20 protein-coding genes and 1 tRNA gene are annotated in these 19,755 nt (G+C 63.4%); all 21 read left to right on the top strand.

Annotated elements, in window-relative coordinates:
- Positions 1 to 222 precede the first annotated feature (222 nt).
- The 21 genes from rpoD (at position 223) to NA645_RS04930 (ending at position 19,643) form a co-directional block, all read left to right on the top strand.
- Complete coding sequence (gene rpoD / locus NA645_RS05030; RefSeq protein WP_256047817.1) at positions 223 to 2,076, top strand: RNA polymerase sigma factor RpoD; 1,854 nt, start codon at positions 223 to 225, stop codon at positions 2,074 to 2,076.
- 117 nt (positions 2,077 to 2,193) lie between these two features.
- Positions 2,194 to 2,270 (top strand) — tRNA-Ile (locus NA645_RS05025).
- A gap of 181 nt (positions 2,271 to 2,451) precedes the next feature.
- Complete coding sequence (gene trxC / locus NA645_RS05020; protein ID WP_256047816.1) at positions 2,452 to 2,886, top strand: thioredoxin TrxC; 435 nt, start codon at positions 2,452 to 2,454, stop codon at positions 2,884 to 2,886.
- A 261-nt stretch (positions 2,887 to 3,147) separates the two neighbouring features.
- Positions 3,148 to 3,861, top strand: a complete 714-nt coding sequence (locus tag NA645_RS05015) for a beta-ketoacyl synthase chain length factor (protein WP_256047815.1) — start codon at positions 3,148 to 3,150, stop codon at positions 3,859 to 3,861.
- The gene (locus NA645_RS05010) at positions 3,837 to 4,646 is read left to right on the top strand and encodes a lysophospholipid acyltransferase family protein (RefSeq protein WP_256047814.1); all 810 of its coding nucleotides are present in this window, start codon (positions 3,837 to 3,839) and stop codon (positions 4,644 to 4,646) included. Before NA645_RS05015 ends, NA645_RS05010 begins: the two co-directional genes overlap by 25 nt.
- Positions 4,627 to 4,890 (top strand): phosphopantetheine-binding protein, encoded by a 264-nt coding sequence (locus NA645_RS05005; RefSeq protein WP_181104541.1) that lies wholly within the window; start codon positions 4,627 to 4,629, stop codon positions 4,888 to 4,890. Before NA645_RS05010 ends, NA645_RS05005 begins: the two co-directional genes overlap by 20 nt.
- Positions 4,891 to 4,902: 12 nt before the next feature.
- Positions 4,903 to 5,160 (top strand): acyl carrier protein, encoded by a 258-nt coding sequence (locus tag NA645_RS05000; RefSeq protein ID WP_131651811.1) that lies wholly within the window; start codon positions 4,903 to 4,905, stop codon positions 5,158 to 5,160.
- Between the two features lie 78 nt (positions 5,161 to 5,238).
- A complete protein-coding gene (locus NA645_RS04995; protein ID WP_256047813.1) occupies positions 5,239 to 5,817 on the top strand; it encodes a hypothetical protein in 579 nt (192 codons plus the stop codon).
- On the top strand, positions 5,814 to 7,493 hold the full coding sequence (locus NA645_RS04990; protein WP_256047812.1) for an acyl-CoA synthetase family protein: 1,680 nt from the start codon (positions 5,814 to 5,816) through the stop codon (positions 7,491 to 7,493). The genes NA645_RS04995 and NA645_RS04990 overlap by 4 nt, the downstream gene beginning before the upstream one ends.
- A gap of 50 nt (positions 7,494 to 7,543) precedes the next feature.
- Positions 7,544 to 8,290 carry a glycosyltransferase family 2 protein gene (locus tag NA645_RS04985; RefSeq protein ID WP_256047830.1) on the top strand — a complete coding sequence of 249 codons (747 nt, stop codon included), beginning with the start codon at positions 7,544 to 7,546 and terminating at the stop codon, positions 8,288 to 8,290.
- Positions 8,287 to 9,234, top strand: coding sequence for a glycosyl transferase (locus NA645_RS04980; protein WP_256047811.1), 948 nt, complete (start codon positions 8,287 to 8,289; stop codon positions 9,232 to 9,234). Before NA645_RS04985 ends, NA645_RS04980 begins: the two co-directional genes overlap by 4 nt.
- Entirely contained in the window at positions 9,215 to 10,759 is a 1,545-nt protein-coding gene (locus NA645_RS04975) for an HAL/PAL/TAL family ammonia-lyase (RefSeq protein WP_256047810.1), read from the top strand. Before NA645_RS04980 ends, NA645_RS04975 begins: the two co-directional genes overlap by 20 nt.
- Positions 10,752 to 11,177, top strand: a complete 426-nt coding sequence (locus NA645_RS04970) for an acyl-CoA thioesterase (protein WP_256047809.1) — start codon at positions 10,752 to 10,754, stop codon at positions 11,175 to 11,177. Before NA645_RS04975 ends, NA645_RS04970 begins: the two co-directional genes overlap by 8 nt.
- The gene (locus NA645_RS04965) at positions 11,177 to 11,794 is read left to right on the top strand and encodes an outer membrane lipoprotein carrier protein LolA (protein ID WP_256047808.1); all 618 of its coding nucleotides are present in this window, start codon (positions 11,177 to 11,179) and stop codon (positions 11,792 to 11,794) included. The genes NA645_RS04970 and NA645_RS04965 overlap by 1 nt, the downstream gene beginning before the upstream one ends.
- Complete coding sequence (locus tag NA645_RS04960; protein ID WP_256047807.1) at positions 11,778 to 14,117, top strand: MMPL family transporter; 2,340 nt, start codon at positions 11,778 to 11,780, stop codon at positions 14,115 to 14,117. The genes NA645_RS04965 and NA645_RS04960 overlap by 17 nt, the downstream gene beginning before the upstream one ends.
- 153 nt (positions 14,118 to 14,270) lie before the next feature.
- The gene (locus NA645_RS04955) at positions 14,271 to 15,515 is read left to right on the top strand and encodes an NAD(P)/FAD-dependent oxidoreductase (RefSeq protein ID WP_256047806.1); all 1,245 of its coding nucleotides are present in this window, start codon (positions 14,271 to 14,273) and stop codon (positions 15,513 to 15,515) included.
- A 10-nt stretch (positions 15,516 to 15,525) separates the two neighbouring features.
- Entirely contained in the window at positions 15,526 to 16,059 is a 534-nt protein-coding gene (locus NA645_RS04950) for a DUF3261 domain-containing protein (protein WP_256047805.1), read from the top strand.
- Entirely contained in the window at positions 16,056 to 17,243 is a 1,188-nt protein-coding gene (locus NA645_RS04945; RefSeq protein WP_256047804.1) for a beta-ketoacyl-[acyl-carrier-protein] synthase family protein, read from the top strand. The genes NA645_RS04950 and NA645_RS04945 overlap by 4 nt, the downstream gene beginning before the upstream one ends.
- A complete protein-coding gene (locus NA645_RS04940) occupies positions 17,240 to 17,692 on the top strand; it encodes a hotdog family protein (protein ID WP_256047803.1) in 453 nt (150 codons plus the stop codon). Before NA645_RS04945 ends, NA645_RS04940 begins: the two co-directional genes overlap by 4 nt.
- Complete coding sequence (gene fabG / locus NA645_RS04935; protein WP_256047802.1) at positions 17,689 to 18,417, top strand: 3-oxoacyl-ACP reductase FabG; 729 nt, start codon at positions 17,689 to 17,691, stop codon at positions 18,415 to 18,417. Before NA645_RS04940 ends, fabG begins: the two co-directional genes overlap by 4 nt.
- Positions 18,417 to 19,643, top strand: coding sequence for a beta-ketoacyl-ACP synthase (locus tag NA645_RS04930; RefSeq protein ID WP_256047801.1), 1,227 nt, complete (start codon positions 18,417 to 18,419; stop codon positions 19,641 to 19,643). Before fabG ends, NA645_RS04930 begins: the two co-directional genes overlap by 1 nt.
- Positions 19,644 to 19,755 lie beyond the last annotated feature (112 nt).

Here is a 19,755-nt window from a genome sequence, read left to right as displayed (position 1 = left end):
AAAAACGTAGGCGAGGCAGGCAGTACTGCGTTGAAAACAGGCGAGGACGCGGAATTTAGTGGTCTAAATGAGCAGTCCGAGCCTGTTTTCAACGCAGTACTGCCAATGCAGATAGTTTTTAGAGGCGCACTAAATCGACCTCAACTGGCGCGTGAGGTCCCTGCTCAGCTATAATGCTCAGCTTGTTTTCAACCCGCCAGAACCGTCAGTGGATAGGGTTATATGTCCGGAAAAGCGCAACAGCAGTCTCGTCTCAAAGAATTGATCCAGCGTGGTCGTGAGCAGGGTTACCTGACTTACGCCGAGGTCAATGACCACCTACCGGAGGATATTTCCGATCCGGAACAGGTGGAAGACATCATCCGCATGATCAACGACATGGGTATCAATGTATTCGAGGTTGCCCCGGATGCCGATGCCCTGTTGCTGGCCGAAGCCGATACCGATGAAGCCGCCGCCGAAGAGGCCGCCGCGGCTCTCGCGGCTGTGGAAACCGATATCGGCCGCACCACCGACCCCGTGCGCATGTACATGCGTGAAATGGGCACTGTCGAACTGCTGACCCGCGAAGGCGAAATCGAAATCGCCAAACGCATCGAGGAAGGTATTCGGGAAGTGATGAGCGCCGTTGCCCATTTCCCGGGCACCGTGGACAGCATTCTTGCCGACTACGAACGCGTCACCAACGAAGGCGGCCGCCTGTCCGACATTCTCAGCGGCTATATCGATCCTGACGACGACGGCGCAGCCGCACCGCAGGAAGTCGAGCCTGTTGCACCTCAGACGACGGCAAAGCCGGCTGCGGATGACAAGGACGACGACGAAGAAGACGAGTCCGACAGCGAAGAAGAAGAAGGCGATGGCGGTCCGGATCCGGAAGTTGCTCGTGTTCGCTTCGGCGCTGTTGCCGAGCAGCTGGAAGCCGCCAAGAAAGCCCTGAAGAAGCACGGCCGGGGCAGCCAACAGGCAACCGACGCGCTGCAGGAACTGGCAACGCTGTTCATGCCGATCAAGCTCATCCCCAAGCAATACGATGCGCTGGTCGAGCGCGTACGCGGCGCCTTGGGCCAGGTCCGCGCACAGGAACGCGCCATCATGCAGATCTGCGTGCGCGACGCGCGCATGCCTCGCGCCGACTTCCTTCGTCAGTTTCCAAGCAACGAGACCGACCTGGGTTGGGCCGATCAGTTGGCCAGCAGCAAGAGCAAGTACGCTGAAGCAATCGCTGCACGCAAGGAAGACATTCAGCGCTGCCAGGAAAAGTTGCTCGCGCTGGAAGAAGAATGTGCGCTGGTGATTGCCGATATCAAGGACATCAACCGCCGCATGTCCATCGGTGAAGCCAAGGCTCGCCGGGCAAAGAAAGAGATGGTCGAGGCCAACCTGCGCCTGGTCATCTCCATTGCCAAAAAGTACACCAACCGCGGCCTGCAATTCCTCGACCTGATTCAGGAAGGCAACATCGGCCTAATGAAGGCGGTGGACAAGTTCGAATACCGCCGCGGCTACAAATTCTCGACCTACGCCACCTGGTGGATTCGCCAGGCGATCACTCGCTCCATTGCCGACCAGGCGCGGACCATCCGTATCCCGGTGCACATGATCGAGACGATCAACAAGCTCAACCGCATCTCCCGCCAGATGCTGCAGGAAATGGGCCGCGAGCCCACCCCTGAAGAGCTTGGCGAGCGCATGGAAATGCCCGAGGACAAGATCCGTAAGGTCTTGAAGATCGCCAAAGAGCCGATCTCCATGGAAACCCCCATCGGTGACGACGAAGATTCGCACCTGGGCGACTTCATTGAAGACTCCGCCATGCAATCGCCGATCGACGTGGCGACCGTGGAAAGCCTCAAGGAAGCCACCCGCGAAGTCCTCTCTGGCCTCACCGCACGGGAAGCCAAAGTCCTGCGCATGCGCTTCGGCATCGACATGAACACCGACCACACCCTCGAGGAAGTCGGCAAACAGTTCGACGTCACCCGCGAGCGGATCCGTCAGATCGAAGCCAAGGCGCTGCGCAAGCTGCGCCATCCAACGAGAAGCGAGCATCTTCGTTCTTTTCTCGACGAGTAACCAAAACCCCCGGCCCCGCGCCGGGGTTTTGCATTCAAGGCCAGGCAAAACAGCGACATGAGCTCAGCTTCGCTTGGCGCACCCGCAACACCACCGGTATAATCCGCCGGCCTCTGAGGGCCTATAGCTCAGTTGGTTAGAGCAGAGGACTCATAATCCTTTGGTCCACGGTTCGAGTCCGTGTGGGCCCACCAACTTCAAAGCCGCGCACTGCGCGGTTTTTTCATGCGCGAGGGTTGCGTCACGCGGGATGCCGACAGCTGCAACCGCAACCCGGCTACACTCAGCTCACCGCCCTACCACCTGCGATGTCATGACCTTGATATCCAACTACCCGCCTCCACCTAAACACCAGAATCCACCGTGGAGAATCTTATGACCGCCCTCGTCGTACCCTGCGCGCATTGCGCTGGTCTTAACCGCATCCCCGTCGAGCGACTGAGCGAAGGGCCGCGCTGCGGTCGATGCAAGTCTGCGGTTCTGGTTTCCACACCCTTTGAGTTGAGCCAGGCGAGCTTCGCCAATCAGACGAAAGGCGAGCTGCCGTTACTAGTGGACGTATGGGCGAGCTGGTGCGGGCCGTGCCGCAGCTTTGCGCCAGTGTTCGTGCAGGCGGCTGCGCAGTTGCAGGGGCGCTGCCGATTGGCCAAGCTGGACAGCGAGGCCAGCCCGCAATTGTCGACGCAACTCGGCATTCGCTCGATTCCAAGCCTGATCCTGTTCAAAGACGGGCGCGAGATTGCCCGCCAGAGCGGCGCTCTGCCGCTGCCCCAGTTGCTGGCGTGGCTCAAGCAGCAGGGCGTGCAATGAAACACTAGGAACCGAACAGCCAGCACGACAACTCTCGGGATTGCCGTCCATTGGAAAAACCTGTAACAGACAACACACTTCGCGCCATGGTTCCCCACGGCGCATGTACCTCCTATCCGGATATCGCACGCAATGTTTGCCTCTGTCCGACCTCGATTGGATAATGCCGCCACTTTCACGGCGGACATTTACCGATAGTCGCTGTACAGGGACGTCGACACGCCAACAACAAGGCTCGCGGACGAGCCGGTGAGTTCTCGCGTGATTCAATTCGATATCGATCAATGGCAGGCCTGGGCTCCAGGCTTGGCAAGCGCTGATGACTGGGCGATTTGGGCCCGGAATCCGCGCGACCTCGAAAGCAGCGAGGCACAGCCGGATGTGAGCTTCCTCCCGGCTATGCAACGGCGTCGGCTGAGCCGCTTGGCGCGCATGGTATTTGCGGTGTCCACGCCGCTGGCTACCGAGCAAATGCCGCTGGTCTACGCCTCCCGCCATGGAGAAACCGCGCGCACCTTTGCCATTCTTAGCGATCTGGCGCACAACGAAGCCCTTTCGCCGACTCAATTCAGCCTGTCGGTGCATAACGCGATTATCGGTCTTTGGTCGATTCAGCAACGCGACACCAGCGAAATGACGGCGCTCGCAGCTGAAGGCGACGGCCTGGAGCATGCTGTGCTCGAAGCGGCCATGCTGCTTGATGAAGGTGCTCCAGCCGTTCTGGTGGTCGTTGCCGAAGACCAGACACCACCTGTCTATGCCCCCTGGATCAGCGATATCAGCTTTCCCTACGCCGTGGCGCTATTGCTCAAACCCGGTCACGATTGGCGGCTGAGCCTCGAAACCGCCGACGAAAACAGCATCCGAGCACCCCGACCACACGCCATCGAGCTGATTCGCGCTTTGCTCGACGGTCGCCACACCTGCACGCATCAATGGAACAGACGTCAATGGACCTGGCAGCGGACTCGCTGAACAAGCATCGCGACACGCCATGGCTGTGGCGTTTGATCGCGACAGGACTGTCCTTTGCGCTGTTCGGCGTTGGCGGTCTGTGTTTGCGGCTGCTCGTTTTCCCTCTGCTCAACCTGCTACCCGGCGATGCGGCCATACACCGCCGACGAGCGCGTCAGACCGTGAGCCGGCTGTTCTGGCTGTTCGTCCAATTCATGTATCGCAGCGGCGTGCTGACCTATGAAGTCGAAGGGGCCGAGCGGCTCGGCCGCCCCGGGCAGCTGGTGATAGCCAACCACCCTTCGCTGATCGATGTGGTGGTGCTGATCGCGCTGATCCGCGATGCCAACTGCGTAGTCAAGCAAAGCCTCTGGGATAACCCCTTCACCCGCGGCCCAATTCGCGCGGCGCAGTACATCAGCAACAACGGCAGCGCCGAAATGCTCGACGAAGCTGCCGACGCGCTGCGACAGGACCAAACGCTAATCATCTTCCCCGAAGGGACGCGCACCACACCCGGCCAAGCCCCGCAGTTTCATCGCGGCGCGGCGGCGATTGCCCTGCGCGGCGCACGCCTGGTGACGCCCGTGGTAATCAGCGTGACGCCCACCACACTGACCAAAGCCGAGCCCTGGTATCGCATTCCGGCACGACGTTTTCATTTTCACCTGCGTGTGGGGGAAGACATCGACCCGCAGGTTTTCGCCGCACAGGGGGCGGCGCCCATCGCCTCGCGGCGACTCAACGACCATCTGCATCGACACTTCATAAAGGAGCTCGCACTCGATGAGCCAATTACAGCTTGAAATCAAGCAACTGATCATCGACGCCCTGGGTCTGGAAGACCTCGGACCGGATGATATTCCGACCGATGAGCCGCTCTTCGGCGAAGGGCTCGGGCTGGACTCGGTCGACGCGCTGGAGCTGGGTCTGGCTATTCAGAAGCGCTTCGGCATCAAGATCGACGCCGATGCGAAAGACACCCGCAAGCATTTCGCCAGCGTCGACAGCCTGGCCGCCTACGTTAGCGCCAACCGCGCCGTCGCCTGAGGAGAGCCCAACGTGAACACCCGTGATGAAATCTTCCAGACCTTGCGCGACGCGCTGGTCGAATTGTTCGAGCTGGAACCCGAGCGCATCACCCTTGAGGCCAACCTCTATCAGGATCTGGAGATCGACAGCATCGACGCCGTCGACCTGATCGATCACATCAAGCGCCAGACCGGCAAGAAGATCGCCGCCGATGAATTCAAATCGGTGCGTACCGTGGGCGACGTTGTCGAGGCGGTGTACCGCCTGGTGAATACGCAAACGGCTTGAGCCAAACCCCAGGGAAGCCAGGCGCCGGCCGGCCATGGACCGGACAATGCGTCTTCTCGCGCCAACGGACAGCACGCGATGCAAGTATCCGCTCGAACAGGCAAGGCGAACGCAAGCCGGCTGATTGGTCTCGGCCTGCTGCTGGCCGGCCTCGCCTATCCGTTCGTGGTGTATCTGGGCCTGGAGCATTTGTCGCCACGGCTGTTCGCCATGCTGCTGGGCGCGCTGTGGCTGGCACGGTTGCTCGGCGCTAAGCAGACTCCCCTGAGTCGCACAGTCGCGGCGGTGGCCCTGCTGTTCTGCCTGCTGCTTGGCGTCGTGGACGACTCCGCGCTGCTGCCCTGGTATCCGGTGCTGATCAGCCTCGCGCTGCTCGGCCTGTTTGCCGGCAGTCTGCGTTCCGGCATGCCGATCATCGAGCGCCTGGCGCGGCTGAGCGAGCCCGAATTGCCGCCGGCTGCGGTGCGCTATACGCGGCAGGTGACTTGGGTCTGGGTAGGCTTTTTCATCATCAACGCCGGCATCGCTGGCGGGCTCGTGCTTTGGGCGCCGCTGAGCTGGTGGACGTTATACACCGGGCTGATCGCCTATCTGCTGATGGGCTTGCTGTTTGCCGGTGAGTGGCTGGTACGCCAGCGAGTTAGGAAACGTACATGAACTGGATTTCGCTGGAGCATCTGCTCGAGCAGGCGCCCAAGTCGCGTCAGGTTACCCTGGAGCCGGCCCTCGACCACGCCGAACTGCGCCAGCAGGCACTACGCCTGGCTGCCGGCCTGCGCAACCGTGGCGTCGCCCGGCTCGCGGTTCATCTGGAAGATGCCGGCGAGCTGGCTATCGCCTTGCTCGGCGCCTGGCGAGCCGGCGTGACGGTATTGCTACCGGCGGACCTGCAGCCCGCGAGCCGCTCGCGCCTGGCGCATCAGGCCGATCTCTGGCTGACGGATCAGGACGACGACGCCCGGCTTTCGGATCTTCTGGCCGAACCGCTCGAAGGGGCGAAGCTGGACCTGGACCAGTGCCGTCTGTTGCTCTGCACGTCCGGCTCCAGTGGCGAGCCGAAACTGATCGACAAGCGCCTGCGCCAGCTGGCGAACGAAGTGCAAGCGCTCGAAGCGCACTGGGGTGACGATCTGGGCGATGCGTGCGTAATCGCCAGCGTCGCCGCGCAGCACATCTATGGACTGCTGTTTCGCGTGCTCTGGCCACTGTGCGCCGGTCGCCTCTTTCTGCGCCGTGCGCTGCCATTTGCCGAAGACATCCAACTGGCCAGCCGTCAGCACGCCAGCTTCTGCTGGGTCGCCAGCCCGGCGCTGCTCAAGCGGATGGGCGACAACCTCGACTGGCCAGCCCTGCGCGACGTACGGCGGATCTTTTCCTCGGGCGGCCCGCTCGATGCCGGCGCCGGGCAACGACTGCAACAGCGCTTGGGCCAAGCGCCAACGGAAATCTACGGCAGTTCGGAAACCGGTGGCATCGCCTGGCGCCAGGGCGGCATGCTGTGGCAGCCGTTCGCCGCCGTGCGACTGAGTCAAAACGACGACGGCGCGCTGCAGATCGCCTCACCTTTTTTGCCGCCCGGCCATCTCGAACAGACGGCCGATGCCGCGCGAATCGAGGCAGATGGCCGCTTCGAACTGCTCGGCCGGTTGGATCGCATCGTCAAGCTCGAAGAAAAGCGGATTTCCCTGCCAATGCTGGAAGCCGCGCTGGCTACCCATCCATTCGTCGGCGAAGCGCGCCTCGGCGTGATCACCGACAACCGGGCCTACCTCGGAGCGCTGGTCGCCCTTAGCGATGCCGGCCTGCATGCACTGCGCAACGGTGGCCGGCGCGCACTGACCGAGGCCTTGCGCAAACACCTGGCGAGCCATTGTGAGGCGCTGGCCCTGCCACGCCGCTGGCGGTTGGTTCGGCAACTGCCCTGTAACGCCCAAGGCAAACTGCCGCAGGCGCAACTCGATGCCGTGTTGCAGGCGCCACGCCCGATGCTGCCCGAGCGAATCAGCGCAACCCAGGATGATGGCCAATGGCAGCTGAAGCTCGGCGTGCCGCTGGATCTCGCGCATTTCACCGGCCATTTTCCACAGACGCCGGTGCTGCCCGGCGTGGTCCAGATCGACTGGGCAATCAGCCTCGCCCGCGAATTGATCGGCGATCTGCCACCGCGCTTTCAGGGCATGGAAGTGCTCAAGTTCCAGCAGCTCGCCCGGCCTGGCGATCAGTTGTATCTGACCCTTCGCTTCGACCGCGAGCGCAGCAAGCTGCACTTCGCTTACCGCAACGGCGACGCGTCCTGCTCGTCCGGCCGCATTCTGCTGGGAGAATACTCGTGACCACGCTCACCCCAATCGCATCCGGCGCCGATCGGCAACTGCAGCTGGCGATCGATGAAGACTGGTTCAAACCCTGCGCGGTGGTGCCGGTGTACAACCACGAGCGCAGCCTACCCGTAGTGGTCCGGGCGCTGCTCGCCGAAGATCTGCCGTGCGTGATCGTCGACGATGCCTCCAGCCCCGCTGCTGCAAAGATCATCGATGAGCTGGCGCAACATCCATTGGTGCATCTGCTGCGGCACAGCCACAACCAGGGCAAGGGCGCGGCGGTGACCTCCGGGCTGCGCGAGGCCGCCCGCCTGGGTTTCAGCCACGCGCTGCAGGTCGACGCCGACGGCCAGCACGACCTCGGCCGTGTGGCGCTGTTTCTCGACCGCGCCAGCCAGGCGCCGGATGCGTTGATCTGCGGCTATCCGGAGTACGACTCCAGCGTGCCGAAAGGTCGGCTGTATGCGCGCTACCTGACCCACGTCTGGGTGTGGATCAACACGCTGTCGCTGTCGATCCGCGACTCCATGTGTGGTTTTCGCGTCTACCCGCTCGGGCCGACCCTGACGCTGCTCAACGACACAGCACTCGGCAAGCGCATGGATTTCGATACCGAGATTCTGGTGCGCCTGCATTGGCGTGAGCAGCCGATGGTCTGGCTACCAACCCATGTCCACTACCCGGCAGATGGGGTGTCGCACTTCCGCCTGTGGCGCGACAACCTGCTGATTTCCTCGATGCACGCCCGACTGTTCGGCGGCATGCTGCTGCGTGCGCCCGCATTGCTATGGCGTCGGTGGCGCGGATGACCGACAAGGCCGCCGCTGACTCGCACTGGGCCGCGCATCGCGAGCGCGGCAGCTTCGTCTTGATGAAGCTCACCGCTCAGGCCGTGCGCCTGCTCGGCCGACGCGCCATGGCGCCGCTGCTGTACCTGATCGTGCTGTACTTCTACCTGTTCGGTGGCCGTGCGCGGCAGAGCGCTTGGACCTATCAGCGCAACCTAGCCAACTGGAGCGGCCGCCACGATCTGGCGCCCAGCCGGCGCTCCGTCTATCGCCAATTCATGGCGTTCGCCGATGCCCTGCTGGACAAGCTCGACGCCTGGGGTGGCCGCCTCGATCTCGACAGTCTGGTGCTGCACGACCAGACGGATCTGGAAGCCGAGCTCGTGGCGCCGCGCGGCCAACTGCTGGTCGGCTCGCATCTAGGCAATCTGGAAATCTGTCGCGCGCTGGCTGAAATGGGCCGCAAGGTGAAGATGAACGTGCTGGTGCACACTCGCCACGCCGAGCGTTTCAACCGATTGCTGAACCAATCCGGCGCGGTCAACCTGCGCCTGATCCAGGTCAGCGAGCTGGACCCAGCCATCATGATGGAGCTGTCGCGCCGGCTGGACGACGGCGAATGGCTGGCGATTGCCGGCGACCGCGTGCCGCTGCATGGCGCGCGTATCGCCAGCGCAGACTTTCTCGGCCAGCCGGCGAATTTTCCGCAGGGTCCGTGGCTACTGGCCGGGCTGCTGCAATGCCCAGTGAATCTGCTGTTCTGCCTGAAACACGGCGAGCAATTCCATGTCCATCTGGAGCCCTTCGCCGAACGCATCCACTGGCGCCGCGGCGAACGCGATGCGGTGGTGCAGCAGTGGGTGCAACGCTACGCCGACCGACTGGCGGCGCACTGCTTGGACGCTCCCCTGCAATGGTTCAATTTCTATCCTTTCTGGAACAACCATGAACAACGCTGCAGCTGAGCCGGTGATCTTCGGCGAAAACCACCTGAGCATCGAGGATGTGCTAGCCGTGGCCGAGCGCCACGCGCCCGCGCAGTTGCAGGGCGACGCCAACTTCCGCCAGCACATCGCGCGTGGCGCGCAATTTCTCGACACCCTGCTCGACCGCGAAGGCGTGATTTACGGCGTGACCACCGGCTACGGCGATTCCTGCGTGGTGGCGGTGCCGCTGCATCAGGTCGAAGCGCTGCCGCAGCACCTGTTCACCTTCCACGGCTGCGGCCTGGGCAAGCTGCTCGACGCTGAAGCGACCCGCGCCGTGCTCGCCGCGCGCCTGCGCTCGCTGACCCACGGCATGTCCGGCGTACGCATCGAACTGCTCGAACGCATGCAGGCCTTTCTCGAACACGACATTCTGCCGCTGATTCCCGAAGAAGGCTCGGTCGGTGCTAGTGGCGATCTGACGCCGTTGTCCTACGTGGCCGCCAGCCTGGCTGGCGAGCGCGAGGTGATGTACCAAGGCGAGCGTCGCAGCGCCGCCGACGTGCATCGCCAGCTAGGCTGGACGCCGCTGACCTTACGTCCCAAGGAAGCGCTGGCGCTGATGAACGGTACCGCAGTGATGACCGGCCTGGCCTGCCTGGCCTATGCCCGCGCCGATTACCTGCTCAAACTGGCCACGCGCATCACCGCACTCAACGTGGTGGCGCTGGAAGGCAATCCGGAGCATTTCGACGAGCGCCTGTTCGCCGCCAAGCCGCATCCCGGCCAGACTCAGGTCGCCGCCTGGATTCGCCAGGACTTGGCCATCGATGCGCCGACCGCACCGCTGCATCGTTTACAAGACCGTTATTCCATCCGCTGCGCACCCCACGTGCTCGGCGTGCTGGCCGACAGCCTGGGGCTGCTGCGCCAATTCATCGAAACCGAACTGAACAGCGCCAACGACAACCCCATCATCGATGCGGAAAATGAGCGCGTGCTACACGGCGGGCACTTCTATGGCGGACATATCGCCTTCGCCATGGACAGCCTGAAGAACCTGGTGGGCAACGTCGCCGACCTGCTCGACCGCCAACTAGCGCTGCTGGTCGATACCCGCTACAACCACGGCCTGCCGAGCAACCTGTCCGGCGCGCCGGCGTCCACCGCGATGATCAATCATGGCTTCAAGGCGGTGCAGATCGGCGCCAGCGCCTGGACCGCCGAAGCCTTGAAAAACACCATGCCGGCCAGCGTGTTCTCGCGTTCCACCGAATGCCACAACCAAGACAAGGTCAGCATGGGCACCATCGCCGCCCGCGACGCGCTGCGCAGCCTGGAGCTGGCCGAGCAAGTGGCAGCGGCCACACTGATCGCGGCCAACCAGGGCGTCTGGTTGCGTCAGCGCGATGAACAGGCGCGGCCGTTGCCCGCACCGCTGCGCGACATGCATGCCGAGTTGGGCGAGGACTTCCCGCCGCTGATCGAAGACCGCGCGCTGGAAGGCGAGCTGCGCCTGTGTCTGCAACGTATCCGTGATCGACATTGGGGGCTTTATGCGTAAGAGCGGCGTACTGCAGGCGGAAGTCGAAGTCATGGTGCCCTTCTTCGACGTCGATTCGATGGACGTGGTCTGGCACGGTCACTACATCAAATACTTCGAGGTCGCCCGCTGCGCGCTGCTCGAACGCATCGGCCACAACTACACCCAGATGCGCGATGCCGGCTACGCCTGGCCGGTGATCGACGTGCAGCTGCGATACATGCGCGGTGCGCGCTTCAATCAGCGCATCCTCGTGCGTGCCGACCTGATCGAATGGGAGAACCGTCTGAAGATCAATTACCTGATCAGCGACGCCGAGACCGGCGAACGCATGACCCGTGGCAGCAGCGTGCAGGTGGCGGTGGAAATGGCCAGCCGCGAGATGCTGCTGGCCTCGCCGAAGATCTTTGTCGAAGCCGTAGAGCGGGCCTTATCGTGATGCCAACGATCAACCTGATCGCGCGGCGTGCCCTGCTGACGCTAAGCCTGCTGTTCGCGACCGCAGCGCATGCCCAGGTCTTCGATCTCGCGCAGCTCAGCCAGCAATTGGGCGGGCCCGAGGTCATTCGCGGCACCTTCACTCAGGAAAAGTACCTGCGCGCGCTACCTCAGCCGATTGTCAGCCTGGGTACCTTCGTATTGGCTCGCGATCACGGTCTGCTCTGGCTCCTGCAGCAGCCGGTGCAGCAGGATTACCGCATCAGTGAAAAAGGCATCGCCCGGCGCGATCCAAGCGGCTGGCAACCGACTGACCAGCAAGGCCCCGCCGCACGGCAGAACGACCTGTTCCTTGCTGTGCTGCAAGGCGACACCGAAGCCCTGCAGGGCGATTTCGAGCTGGAGCTTAGCGGCACCGCGCAGGCCTGGGCGCTGACGCTGACACCGCGCTCGAAGCTGCTCGGGCAGATATTCACCGCCATCCTCATCAGCGGCGGCGCCACGGCTGAGCGCATCGAACTCATCGAAACCCAGGGCGACAGCACCGTGTTGTTATTGACCGACAACCAGGTCGACGATCAGTTGAGCCCCACCGAACTCCATGACTTCGCCAACTGACAAAGCGCTCAGGCTTCCGACCTGGCTCTCCTCGCTGTTTTTCGTTGCGCTGCTCGGGCTGGTGGGGCTGACGACATGGCAATGGCGCAACGGCTCGCCGATCAGTGCCGATCTGCTGCAGTTGCTGCCCAGCGGCGCGCCCGGCGAGCTCGAGCAACTCGCCGAGCGACGGATGCAGGAGCCGTTGAACCGCGATCTGATGCTGCTGATCCATCATGCGAACGAGGACACAACCCACGCGCTGGGCAATGAAATCACCGACACCCTTCGCGCCAGCGGCCTGTTCACCCAGGTTCGTCGCTCAGTGCAAGCCGACCTGCCTGCGGTGCGTCAGCAACTGCTCGATCAACGTCTGGCGCTACTGGGGCCAGCGAGTCGCGAGGCACTGATCGCCTCGCCGGAAGACTTCATTCAGCAACGCCTTCAGCGTCTGTACAGTCCGTTCGAAAGCACTAGCCTTGTGCCCGTCGAACAGGACTGGTTCGGTTTCGCCGATCTGGCGCAGCGACAGCTGCCGCATCCGGGGAATATCCATCCCCGCCTGGACGGCTTGCTGGTCGCGGAGCATGGCGGGCAGCACTGGGCGGTGATCCATGCTCAAGCCCAGGGTGATGCCTTCGACGATCAACTGCCGGTTCTGGTGGACGACCAGGTACGTGCGGCCCGTAGCCGGGTGGAAGCCAGCCAGGGCGAGCTACTGGCCGCCGGTGGGCTGCTGTACGCCGCCCATGGACAGCGCCAGGCCCGTGAAGAAGCAACGCTGATCGGCAGCATCTCGTTGGTCGCCACGCTCGCCTTGCTGCATCTGCTTTTCCGCACGCCTCGTGTCTTGCTGGTCGCGCTGCCAGTGGCGGTCGGAGCCCTCAGCGGTGCCGCCGCTTGTGTGGCGCTATTCGGTCAGATCCATGTGCTGACTTTGGTACTCGGTGCCAGCCTGGTTGGGGTCAGTATCGACTTCCCGCTGCATTACCTATCCAAAAGCTGGACCTTGCAACCTTGGCATGCATATCGAGCGCTGCGCCTGACGCTTCCAGGCTTGGCGCTGGCCTTGGCAACCAACGTTATCGGCTATCTGGCAATGTCGTTCACGCCGTTTCCAGCGTTGAGCCAGGTGGCGGTGTTTTCCGCGGCGGGGCTGCTCGGCGCCTTCTTCTGTGCCACCTGCCTGTTACCCTCGTTGCTGAACGCGTCGCTACAGCCATGGGCCGCCCCGCTTGGCTGGGCCGAGCGCTGGATGAAGTTGCGCGGCGCCCTGCTCCGCCGCGTTCCAACGCCCTGGTTGCTGGCCGCGTTCATCCTGTTCTGCATCGCCGGGATCAGCCAAGTGTCTTTCAAGGATGACCTGCGCCAGTGGATCAGCCGTGCACCCGCACTGCAGCAGCAGACCGAACGCATCGGCGAGATCACTGGATTCGAGCCGACCAGCCAGTACTTTCTGGTCCGCGCGGCCAACCCCGACGAGCTACTGACGCGTCAGGACGAACTTGCCGCCCGCCTCGACGTTCTTGTCGCCGAAGACAAGCTGCATGGCTATCTGGCGCTGAGCCAGCTGGTCGCGCCCGCCACCGCACAGGAAAGCCTGCATTCCGCGCTGCCACGCTTGCTGGAAGCCAGCCAGCCCCTGCTGGAACTCGGCGTGACCCAGGAAATGCTCGAACAGGAACTTGCCGGACTGCTGGCGTTGCCGGTGGCCAGACTCGATCAGATGCTGGCGGGGCCGCTCGCCGAACCTTGGCAACCGTTATGGCTGGGCGCCCAAGATGACGGTTCGGTCGCGGGCTTGGTCAGCCTACAAGGGCTTCGTGACAGCGCGGCGCTTCACGACTTGGGCGAAGGCATCGGCGGGGTGAAACTCGTCGACCGACCCGCCGAACTCAACCGCCTGTTCGCCGAGACCCAAGGTCAGGCGGCGCTGCTCAAGCTGCTGGCGGCGGGGCTGATTTTCGTCCTGCTGTGCCTGCCGTTCGGTTGGCGCGGCGCATCGCGCTGCCTGGCCGTACCGCTGCTGGCAGCGATGGGCAGCCTGGCTTGCCTGGGCTGGCTGGGCCAGCCGCTGACCCTGTTCGGCCTGTTCGGGCTGTTGTTGGTCACCGCAATCGGCGTGGACTACGCCATCCTGATGCGCGAACGCATCGGCGGAGCCGCGGTGAGCCTGGTCGGCACCTTGCTGACAGCCGTCACCACCTGGTTGTCATTCGGGCTGCTAGCCTTATCGAGCACACCGGCGGTGAGCAATTTCGGCCTGGCGGTGGGACTCGGGCTGGTATTCGCCTTCTCGCTGGCGCCCTGGGCCGCCGAGCCTGACAGAGAAACCGCATGCTGAGCGGTCGAGCATCGCACACGCTGGCGTTGCCTCCTTGAACTGCGGCGACATCCATCGTGAGCTGCGCATCACCTCGATCCAGCGCTGAACATTTTCCGCGGTTGCCCTACGGCGGCCACCCTTCCAACCGAGTCGATCAAGGATCGGATCTTCATGAATGCAGAACAACGTAGCGTCGTCGTCATTGGTGCAGGACCGTCCGGTGCCATCGCTGCCGCCTTGCTCAAGCGCAAGGGGCACGATGCGCTGATCATCGAGCGCCAGCGTTTTCCGCGTTTCTCCATCGGCGAGAGCCTGCTGTCGCACTGCCTGGATTTCGTCGAGGAAGCCGGGATGCTCGAAGCGGTCCAGGCCGCCGGTTTCCAGACCAAGCTTGGTGCGGCGTTCGGTTGGGGCGAGCGCTACAGCGAGTTCGATTTCCGCGACAAATTCACCGAGGGTCACGGCAGCACCTATCAGGTTCTGCGCGCCGACTTCGACAAGTTGCTGGCCGATCAGGCCGGGTTGCAGGGCGTCGAGATCCGCTATGAAGAGGAAATCATCGCGGCGGACTTCGCCAATCCGCGCCCGCGTCTGCAGGTGCGCCGTCTGGATGGTAGCGAATATGCCGTCGAAGCGGCGTTTGTCCTCGACGCCAGCGGTTACGGTCGCGTCCTGCCGCGCCTGCTCGACCTGGAAGCGCCGTCGAACTTTCCGCTGCGTCGCGCCGTGTTCACGCACATCCAGGACAACATCGACGACCCGCAATTCGACCGCGACAAGATCCTCATCACCACCCATCCCGAGCTACGCGACGTCTGGTACTGGACCATTCCTTTCAGCAACGGCCGCTGCTCGCTCGGCGTTGTCGCCAGTGCCGAGCGCTACGAAGGCCGCCCGCTGGATATGGATGCCTGCCTCAAGGAGCTCGTGCTCGAAGCGCCCAACCTCAAGCGCATCCTCAAGCATGCCGAGTGGGACACACCGGCGCGCCTGATCGGTGGCTACTCGGCCAACGTCAAGTCGCTGCACGGTCCGGGTTTCGCCCTGCTGGGCAATGCGGCGGAGTTCCTCGATCCGGTGTTTTCCTCCGGTGTCACCATCGCCATGCGCTCGGCAAGCATGGCGGCAGCGGTGCTGCATCGTCAGCTGTCGGGCGAAGCGGTGGATTGGGAAGCAGAGTTCGCAGTGCCCCTCAAGCGCGGCGTAAATACCTTCCGCACCTATGTCGAGGGCTGGTACGACGGCAGCTTCCAGGACGTGATCTATTACGAGCACGCCCAACCTGAGATCCGCCGGATGATCAGTTCGATTCTTGCCGGCTATGCCTGGGACGAGAAGAATCCCTACGTCGCCGAGCCCAAACGCCGCCTTCGGGTGTTGGCTGAGCTGTGCGCCGCGCCTGTGGCAAGTGTTTGAGTCTGCCTGCATGTATGTGCTGAACCGTCACGCGCGCTGCCTGGTCTGGCTGTCGCTGGCACTGATGCTTGGCGCCTGCGCTCAACGCGCGCCGCTGCCGACTCAGATGCCACGACTCGATTTGCCGCTACAGCTGCACATCGAGCGTCGGAGCCAGGACGACGTGCGTATCTGGTTGCTGGTAATCCAGCAGGAAGGCGCTGCCTTGCGCTGGTCGCTGCTCGATCCGCTGGGCGTTCCCCTGGCGCGCCAGCTGTTGGTCAACGGCCAATGGCGGGCGGATGGTCTGCTACCGCCCAATGCCGAGGCGCGCGAGCTGTTCGCCGCCCTGCTGTTCGCCTTGACGCCTGCCGATCAACTGGACGACCTGTACTCCGATACGTCTTGGAGCCAGCAGCAGGCCGGGAGATCACTGGCAAGCGATACGTTGTCGGCATGGCACGTCCGGTATCGGGAGAACGATCGCTTCGATCTCGACGTAGGGTCGGCGCTGACCTATGGTGTCGCCCCCATCGCGACAGCCACCGGAGCTCGCCAGAAATGACCGCCTACCTGAATGCCCTCGGGGTGATCTGCGCGCTGGGCCGCGATAAAGCCGAAGTGACCCGACGGCTGCTGGCGGGTGACGGTTCGGCCATGCAGCCGTATCCGCAGCCGGTTGCCGGCCGGCGAGTTCCGGTCGGCGCCGTCACCAACGAGCTGCCTTCTCTCGGCGATTGCCCGCAGCGCCATGCGACACGCAACAACCAGATGCTGCTGGCCGCCATCGAAGAGATCGAGGCCGAGCTACATGAGGCCATCGCCCGCTTCGGCCATGCGCGTATCGGTGTGGTACTGGGCACCAGCACCACCGGCATCCAGGAAGCCAGCCTGGGCATCGCCGCTCTGGCCCGCGACGGCCAACTTCCGGTCAGCTACCACTACGGTCATCAGGAGCTGTGCGCCCCGGCGAGCTTTCTCAGTGAACGGTTGCAGCTCAGCGGCCCGAGTTACGCCATCTCCACCGCCTGCACATCCAGCGCTCGCGCGCTGCTCAGCGCCAAGCGTCTGTTGGACGCAGGGATCTGCGATGCGGTGATCTGTGGCGGCGTGGATACCCTATGCGACCTCACGCTGCAGGGCTTCAGCGCCCTGGAGGCGATCAGCAAGCGCATCTGCAATCCGTTTTCGGCCAACCGCGACGGCATCAACATCGGCGAGGCGGCGGCCGTGTTTCTGATGACCCGCGAGCCAGCCCCTATCGCCCTGCTCGGCGGCGGTGCCAGCTCCGACGCGCATCACATTTCCGCTCCCGATCCGCAAGGGTTGAGCGCCATCGCGGCCATGCGCAAGGCACTTGCCAGCGCATCGGTCCAGGCGGAGCAGATCAGCTATCTCAATCTGCACGGCACCGCCACCCGGCACAACGACGCCATGGAAAGCCTGGCGGTTGCCACGGTATTTCCGGGCGGCGTGGCCTGCTCCTCAAGCAAGCCACTCACCGGCCACACGCTGGGTGCCGCCGGGGCGCTGGAAGCCGCGCTCTGCTGGCTGGCGCTGTCCGATTGCAATCCCGCAGGCCTGCTGCCGCCGCATCGCTGGGATAACGAGGAGGATGCCGACTTGCCGCGTCTGAATCTGGTCACCGACGGTACGACCATGGCTGCGGCGGACCGACGAACGATGATGAGCAACTCCTTCGCCTTCGGCGGCAACAACATCAGCCTGATCCTCGGAGACGCGTCATGATCGACTGGCCAATCGCCGAACTGCTGCCCCACGCCGGCAACATGATTCTGCTCGATGCGGTTGAAGCCTTCGACGCGGAAAGCCTGGAGGCCAGCCTGCAAGTGAAGCCCACCGGTTTGCTCAATCTGCCCGACGGCAATCTGCCGGCCTGGGTCGGCGTGGAAATCATGGCGCAGGCCGTCGCCGCGTTCGCCGGCTGTCAGTCACGCCTGGCCGGGCTGCCGGTCGAGCTGGGTTTCCTGCTCGGCACTCGCAACTATCAATGCAATGTCGAACACTTTCCGGCTGGCGTCACGCTGCGCATCCGTGCGCTGCGCTCGCTGCAGGATGACAACGGCATGGGCGTGTTCGAATGCCATCTCGACGGGCCCGATATCCATGCCGAGGCGCGTCTCAACGTGTTCCGCCCGCCCGAGGTGGCGAGCTATCTTCAAGAGCCCACTCCATGAGCAAAACCATTCTCGTCACCGGCTCCAGCCGTGGCATTGGCCGTGCCATCGCCTTGCGCCTGGCCCAGAGCGGCCACGATATCGTCCTGCATTGCCGCGCCCGGCGTGACGAGGCCGAAGCCGTGCAAGCGCAAATCCAGGCAATGGGACGTCAGGCGCGCGTCCTGCAATTCGACGTTGCGGACCGTGCTCAATGCCGCATGCAGCTGGAGGCCGATATCGAGTCATACGGCGCCTACTACGGGGTAGTCTGCAACGCCGGTCTGACCCGCGACGGCGCCTTTCCGGCGCTGAGCGAAGACGATTGGGATCAGGTGTTGCGCACCAATCTGGACGGCTTTTTCAACGTGCTGCAGCCACTGACGATGCCAATGATCCGTCGCCGCCAGCCGGGCCGAATCGTTTGCATCACGTCCGTATCGGGCCTGATCGGCAATCGCGGCCAAGTCAACTACAGTGCTTCCAAGGCCGGGGTGATCGGGGCGGCCAAGGCGCTCGCGGTGGAGCTGGGCAAGCGCCGGATCACCGTCAACTGCGTCGCGCCAGGATTGGTCGAAACCGACATGCTCGACGAACACCTGCCCATCGAGGAGATGCTCAAGATGGTCCCCGCCCAGCGCATGGGAACGCCCGAGGAGGTCGCCGGAGCCGTGAACTTCCTGATGTCGGATGAGGCGGGCTATATCACTCGCCAGGTACTGGCCGTCAACGGCGGGCTGTGCTGATGAAACGTGTCGTCGTCACCGGCATGGCCGGCATCACTTCGCTGGGCAGCGACTGGTCGTCCATCGAGGCCAACTTCAATGCCAACCGCAGCGGCATCCGGCGCATGGACGAGTGGGATCGCTTCACCGAGCTGAATACCCGTTTGGCCGGCCCGGTCGATGATTTCGTCGTGCCTTCGCACTGGACGCGCAAGCAATTGCGCAGCATGGGGCGCGTCTCAAGATTGTCGGTGAAAGCCGCCGAGCAGGCCCTGCAGCAAGCGGGGCTGCTCGACGACCAGAGCATTCGCGACGGGCGCATGGGCGTCGCCTGCGGCTCTTCCACCGGCAGCACTGAGGAGATCAAGGCCTTCGGCAACATGCTGCTCAATTCGGTCGCCGATGGCCTCAACGCCAACTCCTACATCCGCATGATGCCGCACACCACGGCCGCCAATATCAGCATCTTCTTCGGCCTGACCGGCCGGGTGATTCCTACATCCAGCGCTTGTACCAGCGGCAGCCAGGGCATTGGCTACGCCTACGAGGCGATCAAGTACGGGCGCTTGCCGCTGATGCTCGCCGGTGGCGCCGAGGAACTCTGCGCCACCGAGGCCATGGTCTTCGATGCGCTCTACGCGACCAGCCTGAAGAACGACGCACCACACACAACGCCACGCCCCTACGACAGCGGCCGCGACGGGCTGGTGATCGGCGAAGGCGCCGGCATGCTGGTACTCGAAGAACTCGAACATGCCCTTGCCCGCGGCGCCTCCATATATGCCGAGCTGGTCGGTTTCGGCAGCAACGCCGACGGCCAGCACGCGACGAAACCCGAACAGGTGACCATGCGCCGGGCCATGGAGCTGGCGCTGGAGGATGCAGGTTTGCAAGCCGAGGCCATCGGCTACGTCAACGGCCATGGCACCGCCACCGAACAGGGCGACATCGCCGAAACCCTGGCGACCCAGGCACTGTTTGGTTCGCGTATGCCGATCAGTTCGCAGAAGAGTTTTTTCGGGCACACGCTGGGCGCCTGCGGGGCTCTGGAATCCTGGTTCAGCATCGAGATGATGAACCGCGACCGCTATGTCCACACGCTCAATCTCGACAGTATCGATCCGCGCTGCGGTGAGCTGGACTATATCGTCGGCGCACCGCGGACCATGCAGCACGAATACGTCATGAACAACAATTTCGCCTTCGGCGGTATCAATACGTCATTGATTTTCCGCCGCTGGGCCTGACAGGACCGCTGAAAACTACCTGCGTTGGCAATACTGCGTTAAAAACAGGCTTGGACTGCTCATTTAGGCCACTAAACTCCGCGTCCTCGCCTGTTTTGACTCGCTACGCTCG

This window comes from Stutzerimonas stutzeri (assembly GCF_024448955.1).
Classification (GTDB): Bacteria; Pseudomonadota; Gammaproteobacteria; order Pseudomonadales; family Pseudomonadaceae; genus Stutzerimonas; species Stutzerimonas stutzeri_AQ.
This window is presented reverse-complemented; position numbering and strand designations above follow the sequence as displayed.